Source organism: Aquisalimonas sp. (assembly GCF_007120195.1).
Lineage (GTDB): Bacteria > Pseudomonadota > Gammaproteobacteria > Nitrococcales > Aquisalimonadaceae > Aquisalimonas.
The window spans coordinates 1-18,514 of the sequence record NZ_SKOG01000057.1 but is presented as its reverse complement, the minus strand read 5'-3'; the positions used below and the strand labels follow the sequence as shown (position 1 = coordinate 18,514).

Annotated in this window: 25 protein-coding genes and 2 pseudogenes; 18 read left to right on the top strand and 9 right to left on the bottom strand. The window is 62.2% G+C overall.

Translation table 11 applies throughout. The annotated features are described in order from the left end of the window. Positions 1-181 precede the first annotated feature (181 nt). From QZT63_RS04680 to QZT63_RS04645, 8 genes and pseudogenes are all read left to right on the top strand, one after another. Positions 182-472, top strand: a complete 291-nt coding sequence (locus QZT63_RS04680) for a type II toxin-antitoxin system RelE/ParE family toxin (RefSeq protein ID WP_290649018.1) — start codon at positions 182-184, stop codon at positions 470-472. A gap of 8 nt (positions 473-480) precedes the next feature. Further along, complete coding sequence (locus tag QZT63_RS04675; RefSeq protein WP_290649016.1) at positions 481-831, top strand: addiction module antidote protein; 351 nt, start codon at positions 481-483, stop codon at positions 829-831. A 79-nt stretch (positions 832-910) separates the two neighbouring features. Next, complete coding sequence (locus tag QZT63_RS04670) at positions 911-1,141, top strand: DUF433 domain-containing protein (RefSeq protein ID WP_290649014.1); 231 nt, start codon at positions 911-913, stop codon at positions 1,139-1,141. Positions 1,142-1,174: 33 nt separating this feature from the next. Beyond that, positions 1,175-1,507, top strand: coding sequence for a DUF5615 family PIN-like protein (locus QZT63_RS04665; protein ID WP_290649012.1), 333 nt, complete (start codon positions 1,175-1,177; stop codon positions 1,505-1,507). An 89-nt stretch (positions 1,508-1,596) separates the two neighbouring features. Continuing rightward, positions 1,597-1,836: a hypothetical protein gene (locus tag QZT63_RS04660; protein ID WP_290649010.1), complete on the top strand. Its 240-nt coding sequence runs from the start codon at positions 1,597-1,599 to the stop codon at positions 1,834-1,836. 39 nt (positions 1,837-1,875) lie between these two features. Continuing rightward, a pseudogene (locus QZT63_RS04655) lies at positions 1,876-2,060 on the top strand (type II toxin-antitoxin system HicA family toxin). A gap of 9 nt (positions 2,061-2,069) precedes the next feature. Beyond that, positions 2,070-2,285, top strand: coding sequence for a type II toxin-antitoxin system HicB family antitoxin (locus tag QZT63_RS04650; RefSeq protein WP_290649008.1), 216 nt, complete (start codon positions 2,070-2,072; stop codon positions 2,283-2,285). 64 nt (positions 2,286-2,349) lie between these two features. Next, the gene (locus tag QZT63_RS04645; protein WP_290649007.1) at positions 2,350-3,024 is read left to right on the top strand and encodes a hypothetical protein; all 675 of its coding nucleotides are present in this window, start codon (positions 2,350-2,352) and stop codon (positions 3,022-3,024) included. Positions 3,025-3,180: 156 nt separating this feature from the next. Here the strand turns inward: QZT63_RS04645 and QZT63_RS04640 are convergent, their stop codons facing one another. The 4 genes from QZT63_RS04640 to QZT63_RS04625 form a co-directional block, all read right to left on the bottom strand. Further along, entirely contained in the window at positions 3,181-3,648 is a 468-nt protein-coding gene (locus QZT63_RS04640; protein ID WP_290649006.1) for a hypothetical protein, read from the bottom strand. 106 nt (positions 3,649-3,754) lie between these two features. Next, positions 3,755-4,276, bottom strand: a complete 522-nt coding sequence (locus QZT63_RS04635) for a type 1 glutamine amidotransferase domain-containing protein (protein WP_290649004.1) — start codon at positions 4,274-4,276, stop codon at positions 3,755-3,757. Between the two features lie 116 nt (positions 4,277-4,392). Continuing rightward, entirely contained in the window at positions 4,393-4,743 is a 351-nt protein-coding gene (locus QZT63_RS04630) for a hypothetical protein (protein WP_290649003.1), read from the bottom strand. A gap of 161 nt (positions 4,744-4,904) precedes the next feature. Next, positions 4,905-5,129, bottom strand: coding sequence for a hypothetical protein (locus QZT63_RS04625; RefSeq protein WP_290649001.1), 225 nt, complete (start codon positions 5,127-5,129; stop codon positions 4,905-4,907). A 1,120-nt stretch (positions 5,130-6,249) separates the two neighbouring features. On the opposite strand from QZT63_RS04625, the gene QZT63_RS04620 reads away from it, so the two are divergent. Continuing rightward, positions 6,250-6,483, top strand: coding sequence for an addiction module protein (locus QZT63_RS04620; RefSeq protein WP_290649000.1), 234 nt, complete (start codon positions 6,250-6,252; stop codon positions 6,481-6,483). A gap of 282 nt (positions 6,484-6,765) precedes the next feature. Here the strand turns inward: QZT63_RS04620 and QZT63_RS04615 are convergent, their stop codons facing one another. After that, positions 6,766-6,981 (bottom strand): DUF4926 domain-containing protein, encoded by a 216-nt coding sequence (locus tag QZT63_RS04615; protein ID WP_290648998.1) that lies wholly within the window; start codon positions 6,979-6,981, stop codon positions 6,766-6,768. A gap of 8 nt (positions 6,982-6,989) precedes the next feature. Next, on the bottom strand, positions 6,990-7,340 hold the full coding sequence (locus QZT63_RS19975; protein ID WP_366635931.1) for a DUF6883 domain-containing protein: 351 nt from the start codon (positions 7,338-7,340) through the stop codon (positions 6,990-6,992). 288 nt (positions 7,341-7,628) lie between these two features. On the opposite strand from QZT63_RS19975, the gene QZT63_RS04610 reads away from it, so the two are divergent. Then, a complete protein-coding gene (locus QZT63_RS04610) occupies positions 7,629-8,333 on the top strand; it encodes a transposase (RefSeq protein ID WP_290648996.1) in 705 nt (234 codons plus the stop codon). A gap of 24 nt (positions 8,334-8,357) precedes the next feature. On the opposite strand, the gene QZT63_RS04605 is transcribed toward QZT63_RS04610, so the two are convergent. Then, positions 8,358-8,726, bottom strand: a complete 369-nt coding sequence (locus QZT63_RS04605) for a VanZ family protein (protein ID WP_290648994.1) — start codon at positions 8,724-8,726, stop codon at positions 8,358-8,360. A 679-nt stretch (positions 8,727-9,405) separates the two neighbouring features. Between QZT63_RS04605 and QZT63_RS04600 the strand changes: the two genes are divergently transcribed. The 3 genes from QZT63_RS04600 (at position 9,406) to QZT63_RS04590 (ending at position 10,526) form a co-directional block, all read left to right on the top strand. Further along, on the top strand, positions 9,406-9,642 hold the full coding sequence (locus QZT63_RS04600; protein WP_290648992.1) for a type II toxin-antitoxin system prevent-host-death family antitoxin: 237 nt from the start codon (positions 9,406-9,408) through the stop codon (positions 9,640-9,642). Continuing rightward, positions 9,642-10,070 carry a type II toxin-antitoxin system VapC family toxin gene (locus QZT63_RS04595; RefSeq protein ID WP_290648990.1) on the top strand — a complete coding sequence of 143 codons (429 nt, stop codon included), beginning with the start codon at positions 9,642-9,644 and terminating at the stop codon, positions 10,068-10,070. Before QZT63_RS04600 ends, QZT63_RS04595 begins: the two co-directional genes overlap by 1 nt. A 204-nt stretch (positions 10,071-10,274) precedes the next feature. Then, positions 10,275-10,526, top strand: coding sequence for a hypothetical protein (locus tag QZT63_RS04590; RefSeq protein ID WP_290648988.1), 252 nt, complete (start codon positions 10,275-10,277; stop codon positions 10,524-10,526). Positions 10,527-10,530: 4 nt separating this feature from the next. On the opposite strand, the gene QZT63_RS04585 is transcribed toward QZT63_RS04590, so the two are convergent. Then, entirely contained in the window at positions 10,531-10,740 is a 210-nt protein-coding gene (locus tag QZT63_RS04585) for a hypothetical protein (RefSeq protein ID WP_290648987.1), read from the bottom strand. A 336-nt stretch (positions 10,741-11,076) separates the two neighbouring features. Between QZT63_RS04585 and QZT63_RS04580 the strand changes: the two genes are divergently transcribed. The 3 genes and pseudogenes from QZT63_RS04580 (at position 11,077) to QZT63_RS04570 (ending at position 14,842) form a co-directional block, all read left to right on the top strand. Then, positions 11,077-11,625: a GNAT family N-acetyltransferase gene (locus tag QZT63_RS04580; RefSeq protein WP_290648986.1), complete on the top strand. Its 549-nt coding sequence runs from the start codon at positions 11,077-11,079 to the stop codon at positions 11,623-11,625. 442 nt (positions 11,626-12,067) lie between these two features. Continuing rightward, positions 12,068-12,403: pseudogene (locus tag QZT63_RS04575) on the top strand (hypothetical protein); the annotation flags it as partial. 987 nt (positions 12,404-13,390) lie between these two features. After that, positions 13,391-14,842, top strand: a complete 1,452-nt coding sequence (locus QZT63_RS04570; protein ID WP_290648984.1) for a capsule assembly Wzi family protein — start codon at positions 13,391-13,393, stop codon at positions 14,840-14,842. Positions 14,843-14,936: 94 nt separating this feature from the next. Here the strand turns inward: QZT63_RS04570 and QZT63_RS04565 are convergent, their stop codons facing one another. Next, the gene (locus QZT63_RS04565; RefSeq protein WP_290648982.1) at positions 14,937-16,232 is read right to left on the bottom strand and encodes a hypothetical protein; all 1,296 of its coding nucleotides are present in this window, start codon (positions 16,230-16,232) and stop codon (positions 14,937-14,939) included. Positions 16,233-16,835: 603 nt separating this feature from the next. Between QZT63_RS04565 and QZT63_RS04560 the strand changes: the two genes are divergently transcribed. After that, the gene (locus tag QZT63_RS04560; RefSeq protein ID WP_290648980.1) at positions 16,836-18,032 is read left to right on the top strand and encodes a DegT/DnrJ/EryC1/StrS aminotransferase family protein; all 1,197 of its coding nucleotides are present in this window, start codon (positions 16,836-16,838) and stop codon (positions 18,030-18,032) included. 216 nt (positions 18,033-18,248) lie between these two features. Next, positions 18,249-18,514 (top strand): hypothetical protein (locus tag QZT63_RS04555; protein WP_290648979.1); only part of this gene is annotated, 266 nt, incomplete at its 3' end.

Here is an 18,514-nt window from a genome sequence, read left to right as displayed (position 1 = left end):
TCGGTGTCGGGTTTCATGGTGCAGTAGCCTCACGGATCGTGGTGGAGCATCCCCTTCGAGGGAAGGGCGTGAGGCTACATTTTATCGGGGGCATGTTCTCCGCGAAGCGGCTTCGTCCAACTAATTCGTTGGGCAGCTTACGGCGATTGACGGAGTGTAGCCAGGAGGCTACACTCCGGCCATGATGGAAATTCGCAAAACGGAGGTTTATGCCAAGTGGCTCGATGGGCTGCGTGATATCCGTGCACGTGCCCGAGTGTTGGCGAGAGTTGAGCGCTTGGCAGCAGGGAATCCGGGAGACGTCGAACCCGTAGGTGAAGGCGTCTCTGAGTTGCGAATCAATTATGGCCCCGGTTACCGGGTGTACTACAAACAGCAAGGGCGTGAGTTGGTGATCCTGTTGGCTGGTGGCGACAAAAGCATTCAGTCAAGAGACATAAAGACCGCTCTACGCCTTGCCCGTAATCTGTAGGATTACCCATGAAAAAGACAGTTACCTCCCGTTACGATGTCGCTGAGCATCTACGTACGCCTGAAGAAATGGCGGCATATCTGGAAGCATGTCTTGAGGAGGCAGATGGTGACGCGGCGTTCATAGCAAAGGCTCTTGGTGATATTGCTCGTGCGAAAGGTATGTCGCAAGTAGCACGTGATGCAGGCGTGTCACGTGAAAGCCTATACAAAGCGCTTTCTGGGGAGCGAACCCCAGGGTTCGACACAATCCTAAAGGTCGTGGCAGCGCTGGGCTTGAAACTGCATGCTGAGGCGGTGCATATCCCCAATCATGCCCAGCAAGGCGCTCCAACCGACGCTCGTACTTCGCGCGGTTGATCGCTGGCGTTGGGCGCCTTACGGCGAGAGGCTGAGGGCATATCTTGACCGTGATGTGGCGGGAGCGTAGCGTTCAGATATGGAGTACCGCGACCACATCATCATTGACCCGCAGATCCGCTTCGGTAGGCCTACTGTCCGGGGTACGCGCATCTCTGTGAGTGATGTGCTTTCGTACCTTGCGGGCGGAATGACAGAAGAGCAGATTCTCACGGATTTTCCGCAACTTACTCGTGAAGATGTCCGCGCGTGCTTGTCCTTTGCTGCTGACCGCGAGCGCCGAACAGGCCACACAAGCGCGGCGAGATAAGATGGGCCCGCCTGCGGATTGGAGCACTGTCCGGTGAGGCTCCTTTTTGACGAGAATCTTGCAGCCAGACTGGCGCCTACACTGGCGGATATCTATCCAGATTCCACGCACGTCGTAGCACTCGGCCTTGGCGGGGCCAGCGATCGGGTGATCTGGGAGCGAGCGGCCGCTGAAGGCTTTGTGCTCGTGACCAAAGACGAAGACTTCCACGGCTTTGCGGTGTTGCACGGGCCTCCTCCGAAGGTGATCTGGATTCGCCTTGGAAACTGCACGACCCAGGATGTAGTTCAGCTGCTGCGGGTCCACCGCGATGACGTACGATCCTTCTGGCAGCAGGAGGAACTGGCGGTCCTTGCTCTTGGGTGAGCATCACGCACGGGCGGCGCCCAACAAGACGCAGCAGCGAAGCACTATCAGATCCGGGCAGTGGAACGGGCCTTGGAGGAGTCCAAGTCATGAACGAAAGCGCTCACTATGTAAAGATCGTTGAGTGGTCTGACGAAGATCAGTGCTATGTCGGTAGCGCACCAGGCCTGGTCTACGGAGGATGCCATGGCCACGATGAGCAGAAGGTCTTTGCGGAACTCTGCCGCATCGTCGAGGAGGCAATTGACCTCTATCGCCAAGACGGCAGACCACTGCCCCCGGCCACGTCAGGAAAGGACTTCGCCAATCGCATGCAGCAGATCCCATAATAAAAGAGTTAGCCGGTTCGCCAGATCACCGGGAGTAGCGTGAAGGTACGGGATGTTATCAAGACGCTGGAGAGGGACGGGTGGAAGCTTGCGAGGCAGCGTGGGAGCCACCGCCAGTTCAGGCATGCCTCGAAACCTGGGACGGTGAAGTGGCCGGGAAGCCGACGGTCGACATGCCTCCGGGTACGCTGAATAGCGTGCTGAAGCAAGCAGGTCTTAAGTGAGGTGTTGCTGTGCGGTACATGGTGGTGATCGAGAAGGGTGAGGAAGGCTGGGGCGCTCATGTCCCCGACCTTCCTGGTTGTGTCGCGGCTGGAGAAACTCGTGAAGAGGTGGTCGCTCTCATCCGGGAACCGATCGAGTTTCATCTGGAGGGCCTCAGAGAGCATGGCGAGGACGTGCCGGAACCCCAGTCGGACTTTGAGTTCGTCGAGATTAATGCCGCCTAACAAACGGCTGGTTCGGATGGCGCTTCGCGCCACCGCACAGCCTTGGCTTTAGAGAGGATCTCGAATGTTAGAGCGGTTGGTTGAGCTAGTTCCGAAGTCTGTTTTTTCAGAATCGGGTTCGGTTTTTTACTCGGGCCGCGCGGCTTTCGCGTCTCCGAACCCTTTGTACATTCTAGGCTTCAACCCTGGTGGCTCACCGGATTCCCAGGCCGATGAAACGGTGGAGTGGCATACGCGCAATGTCCTGGAGAAGGTTCCATCGGAATGGTCTGAGTATAGGGACGAATCATGGCGGGGCATGCCACCAGGGTTATGTGGGCTTCAGCCACGGGTTTTGCATTTGCTGCGGGCGATTGGAATAAACCCTGGCCTCGTGCCATCGAGTAATATGGTTTTCGTGCGCTCCACGCGCGAAAGCACTTTTGGCCGTGATATCTCTGCGCTTGCGGAACAAGCGTGGCCTTTCCACAAGTTTGTCATCAGCCAGCTCGGAACCAAAGTCATTCTCTGTTTTGGCAAGACGGCCGGCAATTGGGTTGCGCGGCGCGTCGGCGCAACGCGGCAAGTAGCGGAGTTTGTGGAGAAGAACGATCGACGCTGGCGCTCGGTGACCCTGGCGAACAACCAAGGCATCTTTGTAATCGTCGCTAGCCACCCCAGCGTTGCAGATTGGACGGCGCCGGAGACTGATCCAACGCCTTTAGTTCGTCAGGCGCTCGATTCCATCTCAGCGTGCTAAATTGGGGGAGAATCCTGACGAATAAGGGTCGATTGTGTGAGCGGAGCGAACCACAATCTGACCCGTTTGTTGGACGGGCCCGATCCTGATAAGTACTCCTGAAAAGATCTCTGCGGATGTCACGGTGTGTCGTGCCCGCGAGTTGCTGGTGGGCACTCAAGTCGGCTGATCGACCCCGGCAGTAAGTGGCGCTTGCACCGGCAGTGGTTTGGGCGCAGTGCGATGGGCGATGTGCTGGGCGAGGATCTGGCGGTGGCGCACAGCGACACGCTGTCTCGCTGCCTGGACAAGCACGGGCGACCCGAGGTGCGATCCATGCAGACGGCCAAGCAGGAAGTCCAGGAGCTTCTCCCGAACCTTCCGGACGACAGCAGCTATGAGGATATTCAGTATCACCTCTACGTCCTGGAGATGGTCAGGCGCGGAGAGGCCTGTGCCGAGACAGAGCGCCAGCGCGAGCGCACACGAGCCTTGCGTGGCGACGTGCGTGCCGATGATGCCTATCTTGGTGGGGAGTGCAGCGGGGGCAGCGCCGGTTGGGCTCGGAGTGCCGAATTCGAGGATAGACAAGTTCCGCCGATAGTTCCGCTTGGCTTCCTGGAGCACGTCGTACACGTGCTTCATGGGATAGACAGTGTTGGGATCAGACGCAGGGCTCGTCGCGTGCGGCTTGGCGACGGTAATCCTTGCGCCAGAGTGGCAGCATTGTGCGCGCGCCGCGTCCGGTCGGTCAGTCCTCCAGCGCGGCCAGGATGGCCTTGAGCCACGGGCCGAGGTCGCCCGGGTGGCGTGCGGAAATTAGGTTGCGGTCGACCACAGTCGGTTCATCACTCCAGTCGCAGCCCGCGTTGATCATGTCGTCCCTGATCGCGGCCACGCTGGTGGCGCAACGACCCGCGATGATGCCGGCGGAGATCGGGACCCAGCCTGCGTGGCAGATGAAGGCGATCGGCTTGCCCGCAGTGTCCATCTCGCGTACCAGGGCCAACACGGCCTCGGACTGGCGCAGCTTGTCGGGCGCGAAGCCGCCGGGAATCACCAGCAGGTTGATCTGGTCCGCACTCACCTCGTTCACGGTCGTGTCGACCTTGACGGGGCCATGGCCCTTCTTGCCCGTGACCGGCTCTTCCTGCAGGCCGGCCAGCGTAGTCTTTACCTCCGCCTCCTGGAGCCGCCAAAGCGGGTAGAGCAATTCGGCATCCTCGAAGAAGTCGGCTGCGAGTATCAGGACGTGCTTGTCGGATATCGCCATGACGATGCCTCTCGTATCCACTGGGCTCGTTTCCGCCGTTCCGTGGCGTCGACGAGGGAGACCACCTTGGGGACGGTCGCCTCCCACGTGCAGAAATCACATGTGAGAATCGCCTCTCACTGGTGCTCTTCCGATTCCTCGGCGCCTTCTTTGGGTTCTTCGCCCGCTTGCACGCCCGGCTGCGCTTCCTGTTGACGGTCAACCGGTTCGCCCGTCTTGCGGCGTTCCGCTTTTTCCTCGCTATCCTCGGCAGCCTCTTCTCCAGCTTGCACACCAGGCTCCGCTTCAATCCCGGCAGCGCCCTCATCAGTGTCATCCTGGGCACTCCCGGCATGCACGACCCCACCAAGCGCAAAGATCAGTGCGATAAGAGCGGTGAGAGTGAGTTGTCCTATCCGTTGCATAACGACCTTACCCTTACAGATTTCGAAGTTACCCCGGGTGAGAAACACCGGTTCATCGAGCATGCAGTTCTGACTTGCTGCTCACTGGGACATACGCACACCGGGGGGACCGGGTTCCGAGCGAAGCGCTTCCCGGTTACCAGCGGCAGCTTCCCGGCAGGTTCCATCGACCTGTGCCGAGCCGGGGCACACCCAGCGGAGCAAGCGCTGTTCTTCGGGATTTGCTACTCCGCGCTCGGCGCGAATAATTCGTTGTCGTTGCCCAGGGGGACAATGTCCTCGCACTGGTCCGTCGTTAGTTCCGTGTTCTCGGGCGAAGTTTCGGCGCGAATCAGGTTGCCGGGCTCCTCGACATGCTCTCCGCTGCCCATCAATATGTGCACCAGTTCGTGGGCGAGGGCGATGCCCGGGTCGCGCGTCGCTTCCGTGAACCAGACCGTATCGCGCAACGCCGCTCTTGTCGTGATCGCAATCGTTCATGGCAAGCGCTTGTTGGAGAATATTTCGCGCACTGACTGAAGTTTTTGACGAGCGAGGCCTGCTCCATAACCGCACACTCCATCTCTACCAACGCGAGCTGGAGGGCGGCGCTCGATAGTCCCTACCTCGCGTAAAGGGCCCACTTCGTGCCCAAGGCGGACCTGCCGTACTACGGCGGACGGTACCTGTGGAATCGCATCTATCGCCTGTTCTAAAAAGGGGACAGATTAATTTTCGTGAAAATAAATCTGTCCCCTTTCTTTCTGAATCAGTGAGAGCGGCGCCTTTGTCCCTTGGCCGGAGCGTTTTTTGTTATGTCTTCGGCGGTTTGTTGCCGCTGCGTGTGCCTATACACCTCGCTTGGTTGTGCGCCTTTGGAGCGGTTTGTTTAACGGTGCATTACGCTGTCGCTAATGGCACCCTACGCCCTCCGCTCGGCCGCGGTGCCATGGCATGGCTGCGCGGCCCGTAGGGAGGATTAGCGCAGCGTAATCCGCCGTTAAACAGCCTGCGCCGGAGGCGCACGATTCACCAGCGTGTGGCAGTAAGAGCAAGTCCGCGCGTGAAACAAACCATTCTCTTCGCCGCCACGCCAACCGCGGCTATGCACTCACCAGTTCCCGTGAAACCCTGATCCGCCGCTTCCTCGCGGGCGGCTGGACCGTGGTGTTGGCCACGGCCGACGATAACGAGAGCCGGCACCTGACGACACTGGGGGCCCATCTGGCGCCGGTCGTGCTCGATCGTGGCGGGGCCTGGCCTTGGGTTCGGATATCCACGCCTTCCGGCGCATGTGCGCCGTGTTCCGCACCTGGCGGCCGGCGCTGGTGCGTCAGTTCCATGCGAAACCGGTGATGACCGGGACGCGGGCGGCACGGCGGATTACGCGGACGGCGTTACTGTGTTCGCACTCGCGCATCACGCCCGTCAGCCGAATTACTGGCAGTCGCGTGTGCAAGATCGCTAACCACGCGCTGGACAGCGACCGGCCAACCCGCTGCGCGGCTTGCCCGGCGCCTCAGCCCAGCGTTAGCGGCCAGATTGGCGTGGCGGTAAACTGTGAGGAGCGGACGTAACGGAGGCGCAGCAATGGCACGTCCGGAGTCGGAGATATACGAGCAAAGTCAACAGCTTAGTTGGCCAGAGAAGGAGGAGTTGCATCGAACGCTGGTCGCCGAATTGGACGGTCCAGCGGATCCGGATGTCGAGAAGGCGTGGCTGGAGGAGTCGCAGCGGCGGTACCGGGAGCTTGAGGAGGGAAAGGTAGAAGCCGTGCCGGGAGAGGTGGTCTTTGAACGGTTGCGTGCTCGCCTGAGGCAATGAAGTATGAGTTCCACCCGGAAGCCGAGCAGGAGCGTTTGGCTACTGTGCCGTCTGCTGACTTCTGTCCCATCAAATTCAGCGTTACCGCAGAAGACGCTGCCCCAGTCACGTTAGGGTCCGGTGGCACTTCCACCGCTTTCGCGCTGGCCCTCTATCCGGCTCCCCTAGCGACCACAGCCCGCTTAAGATTTCATCACCCTGCTGAGGCGAGGCGTTCGGCGACAAAAAAAGACGCAGGATGAGCGGCCTCGCCGAGCGGCGCCCGAGTGGTGGGAAGGAAGCCTAGGCAGCGTGCTGCGGGCGATGGTGCAGCACTAGAAGCTGATCCGGCTTGAGCGCCAGTTCTGCGTAAGTTCTTCCCTCGTCGTCGGAGAATTCGACCTCGTATGCGCCCGAGAGGATCTCCACCACGGTGCCCACCTGCCCGCGCACAAGGCCGTGCTCCGGGATATCGGAGAGAAGGGCTACCACGTCCAATAGGCGGGGTTCGCGCTGCATGGCATCCTCTACTTCACGTAGCAAGTAGTGAGGCGAGGCACAGATTCACTGTGCCGTATTATCCAGGTACTTCGCAAGGTCGCCGTCCCCTGCAAGGTCGCCGTCGCCTTCGGCCCTGTGACAGCTAAATCAATAACATAGCGAGAGCCGAAGTGGTCATTCTGGGCTGGTTCGGCGTCCGCGGTCGCTGCGGCTTTGATGAGCGCTGCCCGGAGCTCGTCGGCGTGCTGTGCGGTAAAGCCGAGGACTGTGGCGAAAACTCGCGCCTTATGCTTTACCCTCGGATGGGCAGGGTCCAAGCAGTACCCAGCGAGCTTCTCCCGCTCGACTATTGCGTTGTCCCCTCCCGGTAGCTTCATGACCGGAAGGGTAGCATAGGGTCCCAGGTCGGCCACGGCCGGTGAGCTTTGTCGCTGAGGGAGTGGAAAGAGAGCAGCCATTGGCAACGCGCCGAGCAATGGCCGGTGCCGGCCCCCCTTGCGCTGATCCGGACTACGGTTCAACCGGCCGGGTGAGGTCGTTCAGCGGAACGAACGCAGCCATTATCAGCAGAAAGGGGACCAGCAGAAAGAGCAGAAAGGGGACAAGCAGAAAGGGGACCCAGAAAGGGGACAGATTTATTTTCGAATTGACCAGGGAGGGTCGACATGCCAAGGAGGGCGAGGGTCGTGTTGGCGCATGTGGCGCACCATGTGGTGCAGCGAGGGCACAACCGCCAAGTGGTGTTTGCTGGTGAGGACGATTACCGGCGGTATCTGGAGGATATCCAGGAGTTCAGTAGTGCGTTTGATGTGCGGGTCTATGCGTATTGCCTGATGACGAACCATGTCCACCTCCTGCTTGGCCCCGGGGATGACGTGGCGAGTATGGGGCGATTGATGAAGGCGGTGGCCGCACGAGCGACGCGCGACCGGAATCGACTGGAACGTCGTACCGGCACGCTGTGGGAGGGGCGCTACAAGTCGAGCCCTGTGCAGTCCGACAGCCACCTGCTCGCCTGCTGTCGCTACATCGAACTAAACCCGGTGCGAGCGCGCATGGTGCCGGATCCTGGCGACTACCCGTGGTCGAGCTACCGTCAGCGGCTGGGCCGTGAGTCCGGCACCTGGATTGATCTGGACCCCTGCTATGTGGAGTTGGGGGCGAATGATGCAGAACGCCGCGAGCGGTATCGCAGCTTCGTCGAACAGGGCGTTCCCGAGAAGGAGTTGGCACTTCTACGCGATGCACTCCAGCGCGGCCAACTAACCGGCGACCGACGTTTTGTGGACGAGGTCGAGAACATCCTGGGCCGACGCATAGAGTCGCGGGGCCGCGGGCGCCCCGCGGCCAGGACAGATCGTGGAAAATAAATCTGTCCCCTTTTGTTCCTTTTGTTAAGTGCTTCTGAGCAATCGAGTGCGCGCGAATGCAGCCATGGTCATACCCAAAGCCACGCCAAGGGCATTGGCGGCCATATCCAGCCATTCGAACTGACGCCATGGCAAAAAGTATTGAACGACTTCGATCGCGACCCCCAAACCGACCATCGCAACCGCCGCTATAGCCGCCAGGGGCAGGGACGAGAAGGCAAGCATCGCCAGCAGACCCAGCAAGGCATAGGCTGCAATATGCTGAAGCTTATCGCCTGGAACGAGGGCCTCATCGGGAATGCTCAAGGGAATTAGAGAACCTATTACGATAAAGGTCATAGCCAGAAGCCATAGCCAGCGGTAGGTGCGCGGATTCGAATACAAAGCGATCATGCTAAATCCTGTAGCCGTTAATAGCGCGCGCTTGCTCGCGCCGGAGACATTTCTCTGCGTAGCCAATGCGCCGGTGCCAGCGCAAGTGTTGATCCTCTCGCTGTCAGTGACGCCGGCTTTTGTCGATATTGATGCAATAGCGGGGCGTATATGAAATACAAACCGCCTTTTTCTTCGGCGGCAGTCGCTCCTTGCTTCCCGTGGACACCGACTCTGGGCAGTCGTTCAGACTTGCCAAAGGCCTCTGAATGGCATCCCGACGCCCGAATCCACCCCGACTGCGGGCTCGCGGGTCCGTTTTTTCCCGTGATCCTGCCCCTCTGTCCAGCCGCCACCGTTGCCCCGCTGCTGGTCTCGCAGCCTCGGGTGTCATGGGACCGAAAAAGGGGACAGATTTATTTTCGGTTTGACCAGAGAGGCTCGAGATGCCAAGGAGGGCGAGGGTCGTGTTGGCGCATGTGGCGCACCATGTGGTGCAGCGAGGGCGCAACCGCCAACTGGTATTTGCCGGTGGGGACGATTACCGCCGGGGAAGCCCAGCAGTGCAGTGCCGGATATCGCCTGGCGGCGATTCCGGGACGACTGGGCATGGATTCGCTCCGCGGAACTCAATGACTGCGATTGAACGCGCCGGCTTTTGTGTACACAATTTTTGTACATGTAGAGGCGGAGTGTACTCATGGACGAGGTCAGTGTGCGCGAGGCGCGAGAGCGGATCTCCCAGCTTCTGGAACCGGTGCAGGCGGGCGAGGAGGTGTTGATCCTGCGCCGGGGCAGACCGGCAGCGCGGCTAGTGGGCCCGCCCTCCGGTGAGGTGGCATTCCGGTCGCGGGCGTCGCTGCGCGACGGACTGCCGCCCATGCGGGAATCGGCCGGAACGGCGATCCGACAGCTTCGGGAAGCCGAGGGCTTTTGATGCTCTATGCCGATACCAACGCGCTTTTGCCGTATTACCGGACGGAGCCGGCCAGTGCGGCGATCGAGTCGCTGCTGCTGGCCCAGACGCGGCCAGTGCTGATCAGTGACCTGACGCGGGTGGAATTTGCCTCCGCGCTGGCGCGCTGGGTACGCATGGCGGAGTTGACGGAATCACAGGCCAACCGGGTGGAATCCACCTTTTACGAAGACGTCTCCGAGGGGCGATTCCAGGCGGTGGCCATGACGCGCGCGCAATATGAACGGGCGACGCACTGGTTGCTTATGCGGCGCACCGGCCTGCGGACACTGGATGCCCTGCATCTGGCGTGTGCCGAGGCGAACGCGGCCCGTTTGTTGACCCTGGACGATACCCTGTTCGACGCGGCCGCGTTCCTGGGCGTGGCGACGCATGCCTTGGATTCGTGAGGGCGTGAAGCATCCGCTGTCGACGACATCACTGAGCGCTCCGGGCTGTTTCAGGAGCGGTCGAATCAGGTGCTGCCAGGCTCGATTGCGGCCCTTTCCGGTGACTTGCCCGGCCGCGGTCAGATTCGTTTCCTGCCACTCGTTATGTTCGATCCATCGGCCGCCGCGTACGCGCCCAACAGCCTCAATTGGGAGCTGAGCTGCGTGGATCCTGCGCTGCAAACGTACGACAGCGTGCTGGAGCAGCGCTACACGGACTGTGCGGAGGCCATCACCGTACTCACACTGGAGGATATCGCTGCGGGCCTGGATTGGTTCGCCACGGATTGGTCAGCCGAGGCCGCCAGCCACGCTGCACTGATGTTCTGTCAACGCGCACCGTTTCTGCATCCAATTCGAAAGGCCAACGAGGAAATGGGCGACCTGGTCATCGACGAGCTCGGCGGCGCGCTCTGAGCGGCTATACGCTCGACTCGACGGCGCCGCCGATGCGTTCCCGGTCCGACGGCGGGTCGATCTGGAGCGCCTCCTGGAGTGACGGTCGTGACCCCGCAGTGCCGCCGGGGTGCTCCAGGATCTCGAAAATCCCCGCCGACCGGTCCGTGGGGCCGGTCGGCGGGTGGGCGTGCGTCTCCAGAATCCATTCCACCCGGTAGCCGCGCTCGCGCACGAAGGCAAGCAGCTTGTCCGTCGTTTCTGTCCACGTGCGGGGCGCCAGACACCAGCCTCTACGCAGGGACGATGCGCTGATGCCCCGGTTCACCAATTGGGGTTGGGGCGAGCCGGCGGTAATTGGCGACCAGCCGGAGGCCCTGTCTGATGACGCGTGGCTGATCAACCTGCGGGCGGAGGGGCTAGCGCCGTGGAGGGGATTTGGGCGGGTTTTTGACGTGGCCGTGCAGGAGCCCGATATACTGAGGCAGACACGATCACATTTCCGGCTTTGCTAACGGGCCGGTGCAACGCCAGAAAAGCACGATGTGGGCTGAAATAATAGGGATTCCAGATGACTGCACCCTCCTCACCACACCTCCGCCCCCAAGAGGTCCAGGCAAGGAATGGCCGACGCTACATTCTGAGGACCATCAAGGCGAGTGACGCCCCCTCTCTGATCCGCGGCTACGAGGCGCTGTCACCGCAGGACCGCTGGTTCCGGATGCTACACGCCATGCCCGAAATGAGCGAAGCGTCGGCGCTGGCGTTCTGCACCCCGGATTTGGAAAGCGACTTCTGTCTGGTGCTGGAGGGGCAGGACGAGCTGACTAGTGAGATCCTCGGCGGCGCGCGCATTACCGGTGACGCCAGCGGCAAGAATTGCGAATTCTCCGTTTCACTGCGCCCCGAGGTCCGCCGCCTTGGGCTTGCTCAGGCGGCCCTGCGCATGGCCCTGCAGGCCGCAGCCGATGCCGGTTATGAACGGGTTTACGGTGCCATTGCCCGGGACAACCGGGCCATGATCAATTTGGCGGTGCTGCTGGGATTCAATATTCGGAACAATCCGGATGACCCCACTTTGGTCATCGCCGAGAGGTCTCTTTCGACGCCGGTCGATTAAGTCTATCCATGGATCCAAACACACACCGGGAATTGCGGCCCAATCTACCGCCGTCCAACAAACAAAGTCGGGCGCAGCCACGACAACAATAAGGATAGGTCGCAACAAATCGATCAAGTTCGCTCCGGCCCTGCGATCGGGCCTGCGCCGGGCGGACTTGCTGCTGCGCTCCAAGGCCGCCGCTCAGCTTTGCGATGGGCAGCGGTCATTCGCGACGGCATGGAGCGATGGTCGGTGCCGGCGACACGTTGCGCTGATTTCGCGTACGGATCAACCGGCCGGGTGGAGTCATTCAGCGGAGCGAAAGCAGCCATGGTCCGGTGAACTGCGGGGAATCGCTACTTGATAATGGGTGGGTCGACAGTATGGGGCGCCTAAGGTGCTCGAGAAGACGTGTGCCAACGCGTTGCGCGTGCCGTTTGTCGATGCGGCGGTTCCGCGCATGAGTCACGACCAGAACTTCATGAACCTGAACCTCGACTACCCGCGGCAGGCGCTGGCGTTGTTCGCCGCCGGCGAGGCCGCCGCCATTGATGCCAGCGCTCGGATCACACCGCTGCGCCAGGAGCAGCTCCAGGAGCGCCTGGGCGAGCGCTCCCGCGAACGCGACGTGCCGCTGCGGGTGGAGCGGCCGGACGGGCGTCGGGAGGCGCTATTGTTCGTGCTCGAAGAGGAGAGTGCCGCGCGGCGGTTCGACATCCACAGCCTGGCGCATTACCGCCTGGATTTGGCGCAACTGTCCGAGACCACGCGCGTTGTGCCGGTGGTCATCTTCCTGGACGCGGGCCATGGCGGCAGCATCTGACGTTGCACCTCGCCTGGTGGTGCGCCTCCGGCGCGGGACCTCGCCTGGTGGTGCGCCTCCGGCGCGGGTGTGTTTGACGGTGCATTACGCTTGCGCTAATGACACCCTGCGATCAGCGCCGGTGGAACCTCCCTGGGCTGGGCATCGACAACCCCTTCCTCCGACCCCCTCATAAGAAAGCTCTCGACACACACAGAGCGCTGTACAAGGGTGAATCGGCTAGGTCCTGCATTGTGAGAGTTCTCGGTAGCAGGGCGCGGGGTGTGTCGGGTGTCCTCGCCGAGCTCCAGCCTCATCGAACGCCAAGGGTAACGGCATTGAGCCCTGTACGTACCTGCTTGATGCGTAACGAACCTGTCTGCAGCCGAGAGCGATGGGGACGTCATCAATCTGCTGCCATGGATCGGGGGTCCACAGCCCCTCGGCTGAGTGCGATTGGTGGAGCGGTTACGGTGCTTCGGCAGACCGCGTGAATCTGGTTTTGCTCCCGCACTCAGGGAAGGGCACCGCTGAAGCTGTGACCCCCGAGGAATGCGCTCCAATTACCGAATGGATCCGTGAATCGATGCCCTCGGCGCGTCGAGAACATGGGCTGATGGCGGTGGAGCGCGCGGCTGCGCTCCGGCCACCTGAACCGCGTTGGCGCAACCCGCCATCGCCGTGGTGAGTGGCTGCCGGGGGCCCGGGAGCTTGGCGATGGCAGTTTGATGTTCATCACGGATTCCGGCGCGCTCAAAGGACAAGATGAACGAACTGGCGCCCTCGAGGCGGTGATGCACGCGCCGGCGGGGAGTGCCCACGGCGCCCTGCTTGAGTCTGCAGGGATGACCGATTGTGTTGAGGCGACTGAAATACGCGTTCCGTGTAGGCCGCAGCTGGCGAGCAACGGCCGTCCTTTTCCGTGTCGGGTTGGTTGCTTCACTGCTTGGCAGCAGTCCCGTGGCCGCGCACTGGTTGCCCATGAACGATGTCGGGCTGCGCCATGATGTGCAGCTCCTGGTAGATGGCGGCGTGGTCAAAGGACCGCTCGGGACGTGGCCGCTGCCGCGGTATGCATTGGCCCGGATTGCAGACCGGGCCGTCCCGCCTGCGGTGCTGAGTGCGCAAGAGGCGGATGCCTGGCGGCGGCTGTACCAGGCGTTGCATGCAACTCAGGGTTGGAGCGGGAACATTGCCGCCAGCGCGGCTGCTGGGAAGGCCGAGCCGCCGGCCCAGCTTGCCTGGTTCGACCGGGCCAATCCCCAGGGGAGCCAGGTGGATCTCGCCGCTGGATACAGCGGGGATCGTTTCGCGTTCCGCGCGAGCGGCCAGTGGGTGGAAGAGCCGGTAGATGGCGAGACCTTGCGCGCCGATGGGTCCTTTGCCGCTGTTCGGCTTGGCAACTGGCTTGCTTCGGCGGGTCTCATGACCCGATGGTGGGGGCCGGGCTGGTCCGGCAGCCCGATCATGGGCAACGCTGCGCGGCCGGTGCCGGGCGTGGCTGTTCAGCGGGCCGACCCGCGACCCTTCGATGTGCCGATCCTGAAGTGGCTGGGCCCCTGGACATTCCAGGCCATTGCCGGGCAACTGGAGAGTGAGCGCATGCGCCCGCGCGCGAACCTGATCGCAGCGCGCGCAGTGATTCAGCCGATTCCTCGGCTTGAAATCGGTGCGAGCCGGGCCGCGCTTTGGGGCGGACCGGGTTCGCCGCGCACGCCGACCACTTTCTGGGATGTCCTCACCGGGAATACGAACGAACCGGATCGTGATGTCTCCGCGAACCAGCTGGCCGGTTTCGACGCGCGCCTGTCCTTCCCGGGGCATTCCATTCCTTGGGCGGCCTACGCGCACATGATTGGCGAGGACGAGGCGGGGATGCTGCCCTCGAACTACTTCGGGCTGCTTGGGCTTGAAAGCTGGGGGCGCAGCGCCTCGGGCGGGGGATACCGCGCGTTCGTCGAGTATTCCGAGACCACGTCGCGCTTCTACGAGAACAGGGCCCGGCTGAACGTGGTATACGAAAGCAACTCCTACCGCACGGGGTATCGCTACAAGGATCGCCCGATCGGTCATCCCACCGATGGCGACAGCCGACTGCTCACCCTCGGCTGGATGTTCACCTCCCCGGCGCAGCGTCGCTGGACCGCCCTGCTGCGCCTGGGTGATCTCAACCGCTCCGATAATCCGGATTTCCGTGCGCCCTGGGGCGGCAACCGGATTGCCAACCGCCGGACTTACCTCGTGGACGTCGAGGCCGAGCGTGGTCGTCCGCTTTGGGGTGGCGAGGCCACGGTCTCCGCCGGGGTCGCCTGGCTGGACAAGAACGGTCGATCAGGGAATGACATCGAGCCAAGGGTGCTGCTCGGCTACCGCCGCGGCATCGGTGGCGGGGAACACTCGCCGTACCCCGAAGAAAACCGCCCCCGGCCTTGAGTGTGACGGGCGCGTTGTCTCGGGTGGAGCCACATCGGTGACAGGGGCTTTCATGCGCGTGAGTAAGCACTGGAGGCGAATGCGGCAACAGGCGTCAGAAGCGCCAGCGGATATAGGACAGCCACTTGTCCTCGCCGCGGTGCTTACCCCTGTACTCGCCTATGCCCGAGATTTCCGGGAACGGGTTGTCCAGTTGCCGGTAGACCAGGTGCCAGTCAAGGCCGTCCGTAAGGGCATAGCCAAGATCGACAATCAGGCTTCTCTCGACCGTGTCCATCGACGGGTGGGACGGGTCGAGTTCCGCGACCATGCCGAAGACCTGACTGTCCGCACGGTCCAATTGCTCATGGGTTACTCGAAGGCTCCAGTTGTAGCGCCGGCTGATAACGCTCCCGTAGTAGCCGTTGCGGTAGATGTTGTATGCGTCCTCAAGGTCCGCCTCGCCCTGCTCGCCATCGCTGGTCAACCCGGTGCGAAAGCGTCTTGCCTGGACGTCCAGCGTAATAGAAGTGAGTGGTGTCCAGCGCGGTGTTGGCAGCGTTAGCCGCGCGCCCGCCCCAAATCGATAGTCATTGTGCTTACCCCGTTGCAAAGAGCCCGTGGCGGAGCCAATTTTGTCCACATGGGCCGAGACGTGGGTTTTCAGCTGAACACTCTCTGCCCATCGGTGATCCGACATCAGGCGCAACGCGCCGCCCGGGGAGGCGTTGGTCTTGATCTGCGGGTCAGTTTCGATTCCGTAGTAGTTGTAGCTGCGGTCAGGGTGATCCTGCCCCATGAAATAAAAGGCATCGGATTGAAAGCCACCGAAACGCCCGGATAAGCGGATGCCGGTAAACAAGCCATTGGACAGGAACTGCGAGTGCGGTGCGTCGATGCGGCTCCAGTAGGGTAGCTCGTCAGGGTGAAAGCCTACGAGTGTGAACTGACGCCCGATCTGCGAGCGCCATTGACCGGGAACCGCACCCGAGGGGATGTCCACGGCAAAGTAGGCTTCGCGAAGCTGGCTGTTCCCATAGTAGACGGTGTCTACGCCGAGGTTGCGGTACCAGTCGTGCCGTGCCCGGTTGTCGTCGTCCCGGTAAATCTCGGTATTCGCGAAATTGTACTCCCCAAGAAATTGCCAACGCGGCGAGATGTCTACCTCGACACCCAGGACCGCCCGCATGACTTGGACTTGCTGCTCTCGGCCCAATGTGTCTGGAAGGAGCGCGTAGTCATAGTAGGTCCCCATGATCACGTCGCCCCGCGCTCGCACGTTGTCGAGTGTCAGGGCGTCGAGCGTGGCGGACCAGAGCAGCGCAAGCAGCAAAGCGATGTAACCGAGCCTTGCGGGCCAAAAACCCCTGCGCTGCGGGGAGCACAAGCCGACAGATCGACGTTGGCGCATTTCGTCTAACTCCTTAACGAGCGCGTGGACCATCCGGTGTCACCTAGTTGCTCGACTGCAAGGTGCGTGCCGCGCTGCAAGTTATCCGTTTGTTCTGCCTGATATCGGCTGCGTGGCGCGCCACGCTTCTTGCCGTCAATGCGTGCGCCAAGGCGCGTTGCAGAGCCATTCAACCCGCCCAAGCGGGTCCCGGAAGGCTGTCAGTGGGGCTGGTGCATGGGAGCCGCCTTCAGCACCCCGTCCGTCGGTACACGAAAAGCCGGTGTAAAGCGCACCGACGCCACCCAAGGCGTCGGCACCGCCTCCTGCGGGTCGCTTCGTGACCATCCAAAGGACTGCGTCAGCGACCGGATTTCCAGCTGCGGGGCACGCGACCGCACCACCGCATACCGTGGCGGCGGCGCTGGTTACGCGCGAGCAATGCCGGGTTGTTGCGGTCCACCAGGGGCGATCGCGACGGCGGGCAGTAAGACTCGAAAGTGGGATCCAATCGGCAGTATGTGGCGGCACCTGAATCCAGACTTGGAGGCGCTAAACCGGTGTCGGCTCGCTTGACAGGGCTGGCCCGCAAGACGATTCAGGGACCAAATACGGCGGAGAACCATGAGCAGCTGGCCCAGATATTCCCCGGATGAAATTCAAGCCGTCCAGCAAGTGCTGGCAGCCGGACGCGTGAACTACTGGAACGGCGAAGAGGGGCGCGCCTTCGAACGTGAGTTCGCCGCGTTTCACCACGCCCCTTATGGGGTGGCGGTGGCGAATGGGACGGTGGCGCTGGAGCTTGCGCTGCATGCCTTGGGCGTTGGTCCTGGTGATGACGTGGTGGTGCCTTCGCGGACATTTCTCGCCTCGGCGTCGAGTATTATCGTGCGAGGGGCACGACCGGTTTTTGCCGATGTGGATCCGGACACCGGGACGATCACAGCGCAGACGGCGCGTGAGGCGCTCACGCCGCACACGCGCGCCATTGTGGCCGTGCATATGGCGGGATGGCCGTGCGACATGGATGCGCTGCGCGCGCTCGCCGATGAGAAGGGGCTTGTACTCATCGAGGACTGCGCGCAGGCGCATGGTGCTACGTGGCGGGGCCGCCCGGTTGGCAGTCAGGGGGATGCAGCGGCGTTCTCGTTTTGTACGGATAAGATCATGAGCACCGGCGGCGAAGGGGGTATGGTGCTATTCCACGCCAAGGCCGCCTGGCGCCGGGCGTGGAGCTATAAGGATCACGGCAAGAGCTGGGATGCCGTCCATAACCTGGAGCACCGGCCAGGGTTTCGCTGGTTGCACGAGTCGATTGGCACCAACTGGCGATTGACGGAGATGCAGGCCGCCATCGGCCGGGTGCAGTTGGGCGAGCTGCCCGAGTGGCTGGCGCGGCGTCGGGAGAATGCGCAAATCCTGGCGGAACGGTTGTCCTGGTTACCCGGCCTGCGTGTTCCGTTACCGCCCGAGGAGGCGGGCCACGCTTACTACAAGTTCTATGCCTACGTGTGCCCCGAGCGGCTGCGCCCGGGTTGGGACCGCAATAGGATTGTCCAGGCCATCCAGGCCCGGGGTGGGACGTGCCTGCATGGCGGTTGCAGCGAGGTGTACCTGGAGAGGGCCTTTGATGGCACCGGCTATCGCCCGAAAAAGCGCCTGCCAGTGGCCCGGGACCTGGGGGAGACCAGTCTGATGTTCCTCGTCGATCACACCCACTCAGCGGCGCAGATGCACCAACTCGCCGACGCCGTCGAGGCGGTGATGCACGAGGCCGTAGCCGGTGTGCCCGATGCCTTGCGCTCGGCGATAAACGGCTGAGTGCTGGTGCTGAACGGGCTGGAACCCCCGTGCCATCCATAGCCCCTTGCCTCTGATCCATCATATGATAGGCCTCGACGCGCTGGAGCGATGATCGCAACGCGGCGCTGCGCGGCCGGGAGGCCTCCGCGGCAGAACGAGCAGGTGAGCGGGAGCCCACCACGGTCTTGAGAACGAGGCCTTGAGCAGGGCCGGGAAGGGGGTGGTTGGCAAGCAATGGAAGAGGAATTACGCCTTGGTGATTCCTACTGCACCCTTCGAAACGGCTCGGTGAACGGTGTGGGGGTGGAGTTACAGCACGGGCAACGGTACCGCGTGCGGCGCGTTTGCGGAGGGGGTTTGGTGGTGAAGGAGTCGCTGGCGGATGCCCGCCACCTGCGCAGCCTTGCGCCGTTGTGGCCGGATCTGGAGACCGCCGGCGAGCGCGGGTTGATTGCCGCGCCAGTGGACCTGGAGGAACAGTGGTGCAACGGCCGCCTCGT

What these genes read in the sequence shown, in the direction of transcription:
- QZT63_RS04610 (WP_290648996.1), top strand. Translation starts at nt 7,629, where the DNA reads ATGCCAAGGAGGGCGAGGGTCGTGTTGGCGCATGTGGCGCACCATGTG.
- QZT63_RS04570 (WP_290648984.1), top strand. Translation starts at nt 13,391, where the DNA reads ATGAACGATGTCGGGCTGCGCCATGATGTGCAGCTCCTGGTAGATGGC.
- QZT63_RS04560 (WP_290648980.1), top strand. Translation starts at nt 16,836, where the DNA reads ATGAGCAGCTGGCCCAGATATTCCCCGGATGAAATTCAAGCCGTCCAG.
- QZT63_RS04595 (WP_290648990.1), top strand. Translation starts at nt 9,642, where the DNA reads ATGCTCTATGCCGATACCAACGCGCTTTTGCCGTATTACCGGACGGAG.
- QZT63_RS04675 (WP_290649016.1), top strand. Translation starts at nt 481, where the DNA reads ATGAAAAAGACAGTTACCTCCCGTTACGATGTCGCTGAGCATCTACGT.
- QZT63_RS04600 (WP_290648992.1), top strand. Translation starts at nt 9,406, where the DNA reads ATGGACGAGGTCAGTGTGCGCGAGGCGCGAGAGCGGATCTCCCAGCTT.
- QZT63_RS04605 (WP_290648994.1), bottom strand. Translation starts at nt 8,726, where the DNA reads ATGATCGCTTTGTATTCGAATCCGCGCACCTACCGCTGGCTATGGCTT.
- QZT63_RS19975 (WP_366635931.1), bottom strand. Translation starts at nt 7,340, where the DNA reads ATGAAGCTACCGGGAGGGGACAACGCAATAGTCGAGCGGGAGAAGCTC.
- QZT63_RS04565 (WP_290648982.1), bottom strand. Translation starts at nt 16,232, where the DNA reads ATGCGCCAACGTCGATCTGTCGGCTTGTGCTCCCCGCAGCGCAGGGGT.
- QZT63_RS04640 (WP_290649006.1), bottom strand. Translation starts at nt 3,648, where the DNA reads ATGAAGCACGTGTACGACGTGCTCCAGGAAGCCAAGCGGAACTATCGG.
- QZT63_RS04620 (WP_290649000.1), top strand. Translation starts at nt 6,250, where the DNA reads ATGGCACGTCCGGAGTCGGAGATATACGAGCAAAGTCAACAGCTTAGT.
- QZT63_RS04645 (WP_290649007.1), top strand. Translation starts at nt 2,350, where the DNA reads ATGTTAGAGCGGTTGGTTGAGCTAGTTCCGAAGTCTGTTTTTTCAGAA.
- QZT63_RS04635 (WP_290649004.1), bottom strand. Translation starts at nt 4,276, where the DNA reads ATGGCGATATCCGACAAGCACGTCCTGATACTCGCAGCCGACTTCTTC.
- QZT63_RS04615 (WP_290648998.1), bottom strand. Translation starts at nt 6,981, where the DNA reads ATGCAGCGCGAACCCCGCCTATTGGACGTGGTAGCCCTTCTCTCCGAT.
- QZT63_RS04630 (WP_290649003.1), bottom strand. Translation starts at nt 4,743, where the DNA reads ATGCTCGATGAACCGGTGTTTCTCACCCGGGGTAACTTCGAAATCTGT.
- QZT63_RS04660 (WP_290649010.1), top strand. Translation starts at nt 1,597, where the DNA reads ATGAACGAAAGCGCTCACTATGTAAAGATCGTTGAGTGGTCTGACGAA.
- QZT63_RS04680 (WP_290649018.1), top strand. Translation starts at nt 182, where the DNA reads ATGATGGAAATTCGCAAAACGGAGGTTTATGCCAAGTGGCTCGATGGG.
- QZT63_RS04580 (WP_290648986.1), top strand. Translation starts at nt 11,077, where the DNA reads ATGACTGCACCCTCCTCACCACACCTCCGCCCCCAAGAGGTCCAGGCA.
- QZT63_RS04670 (WP_290649014.1), top strand. Translation starts at nt 911, where the DNA reads ATGGAGTACCGCGACCACATCATCATTGACCCGCAGATCCGCTTCGGT.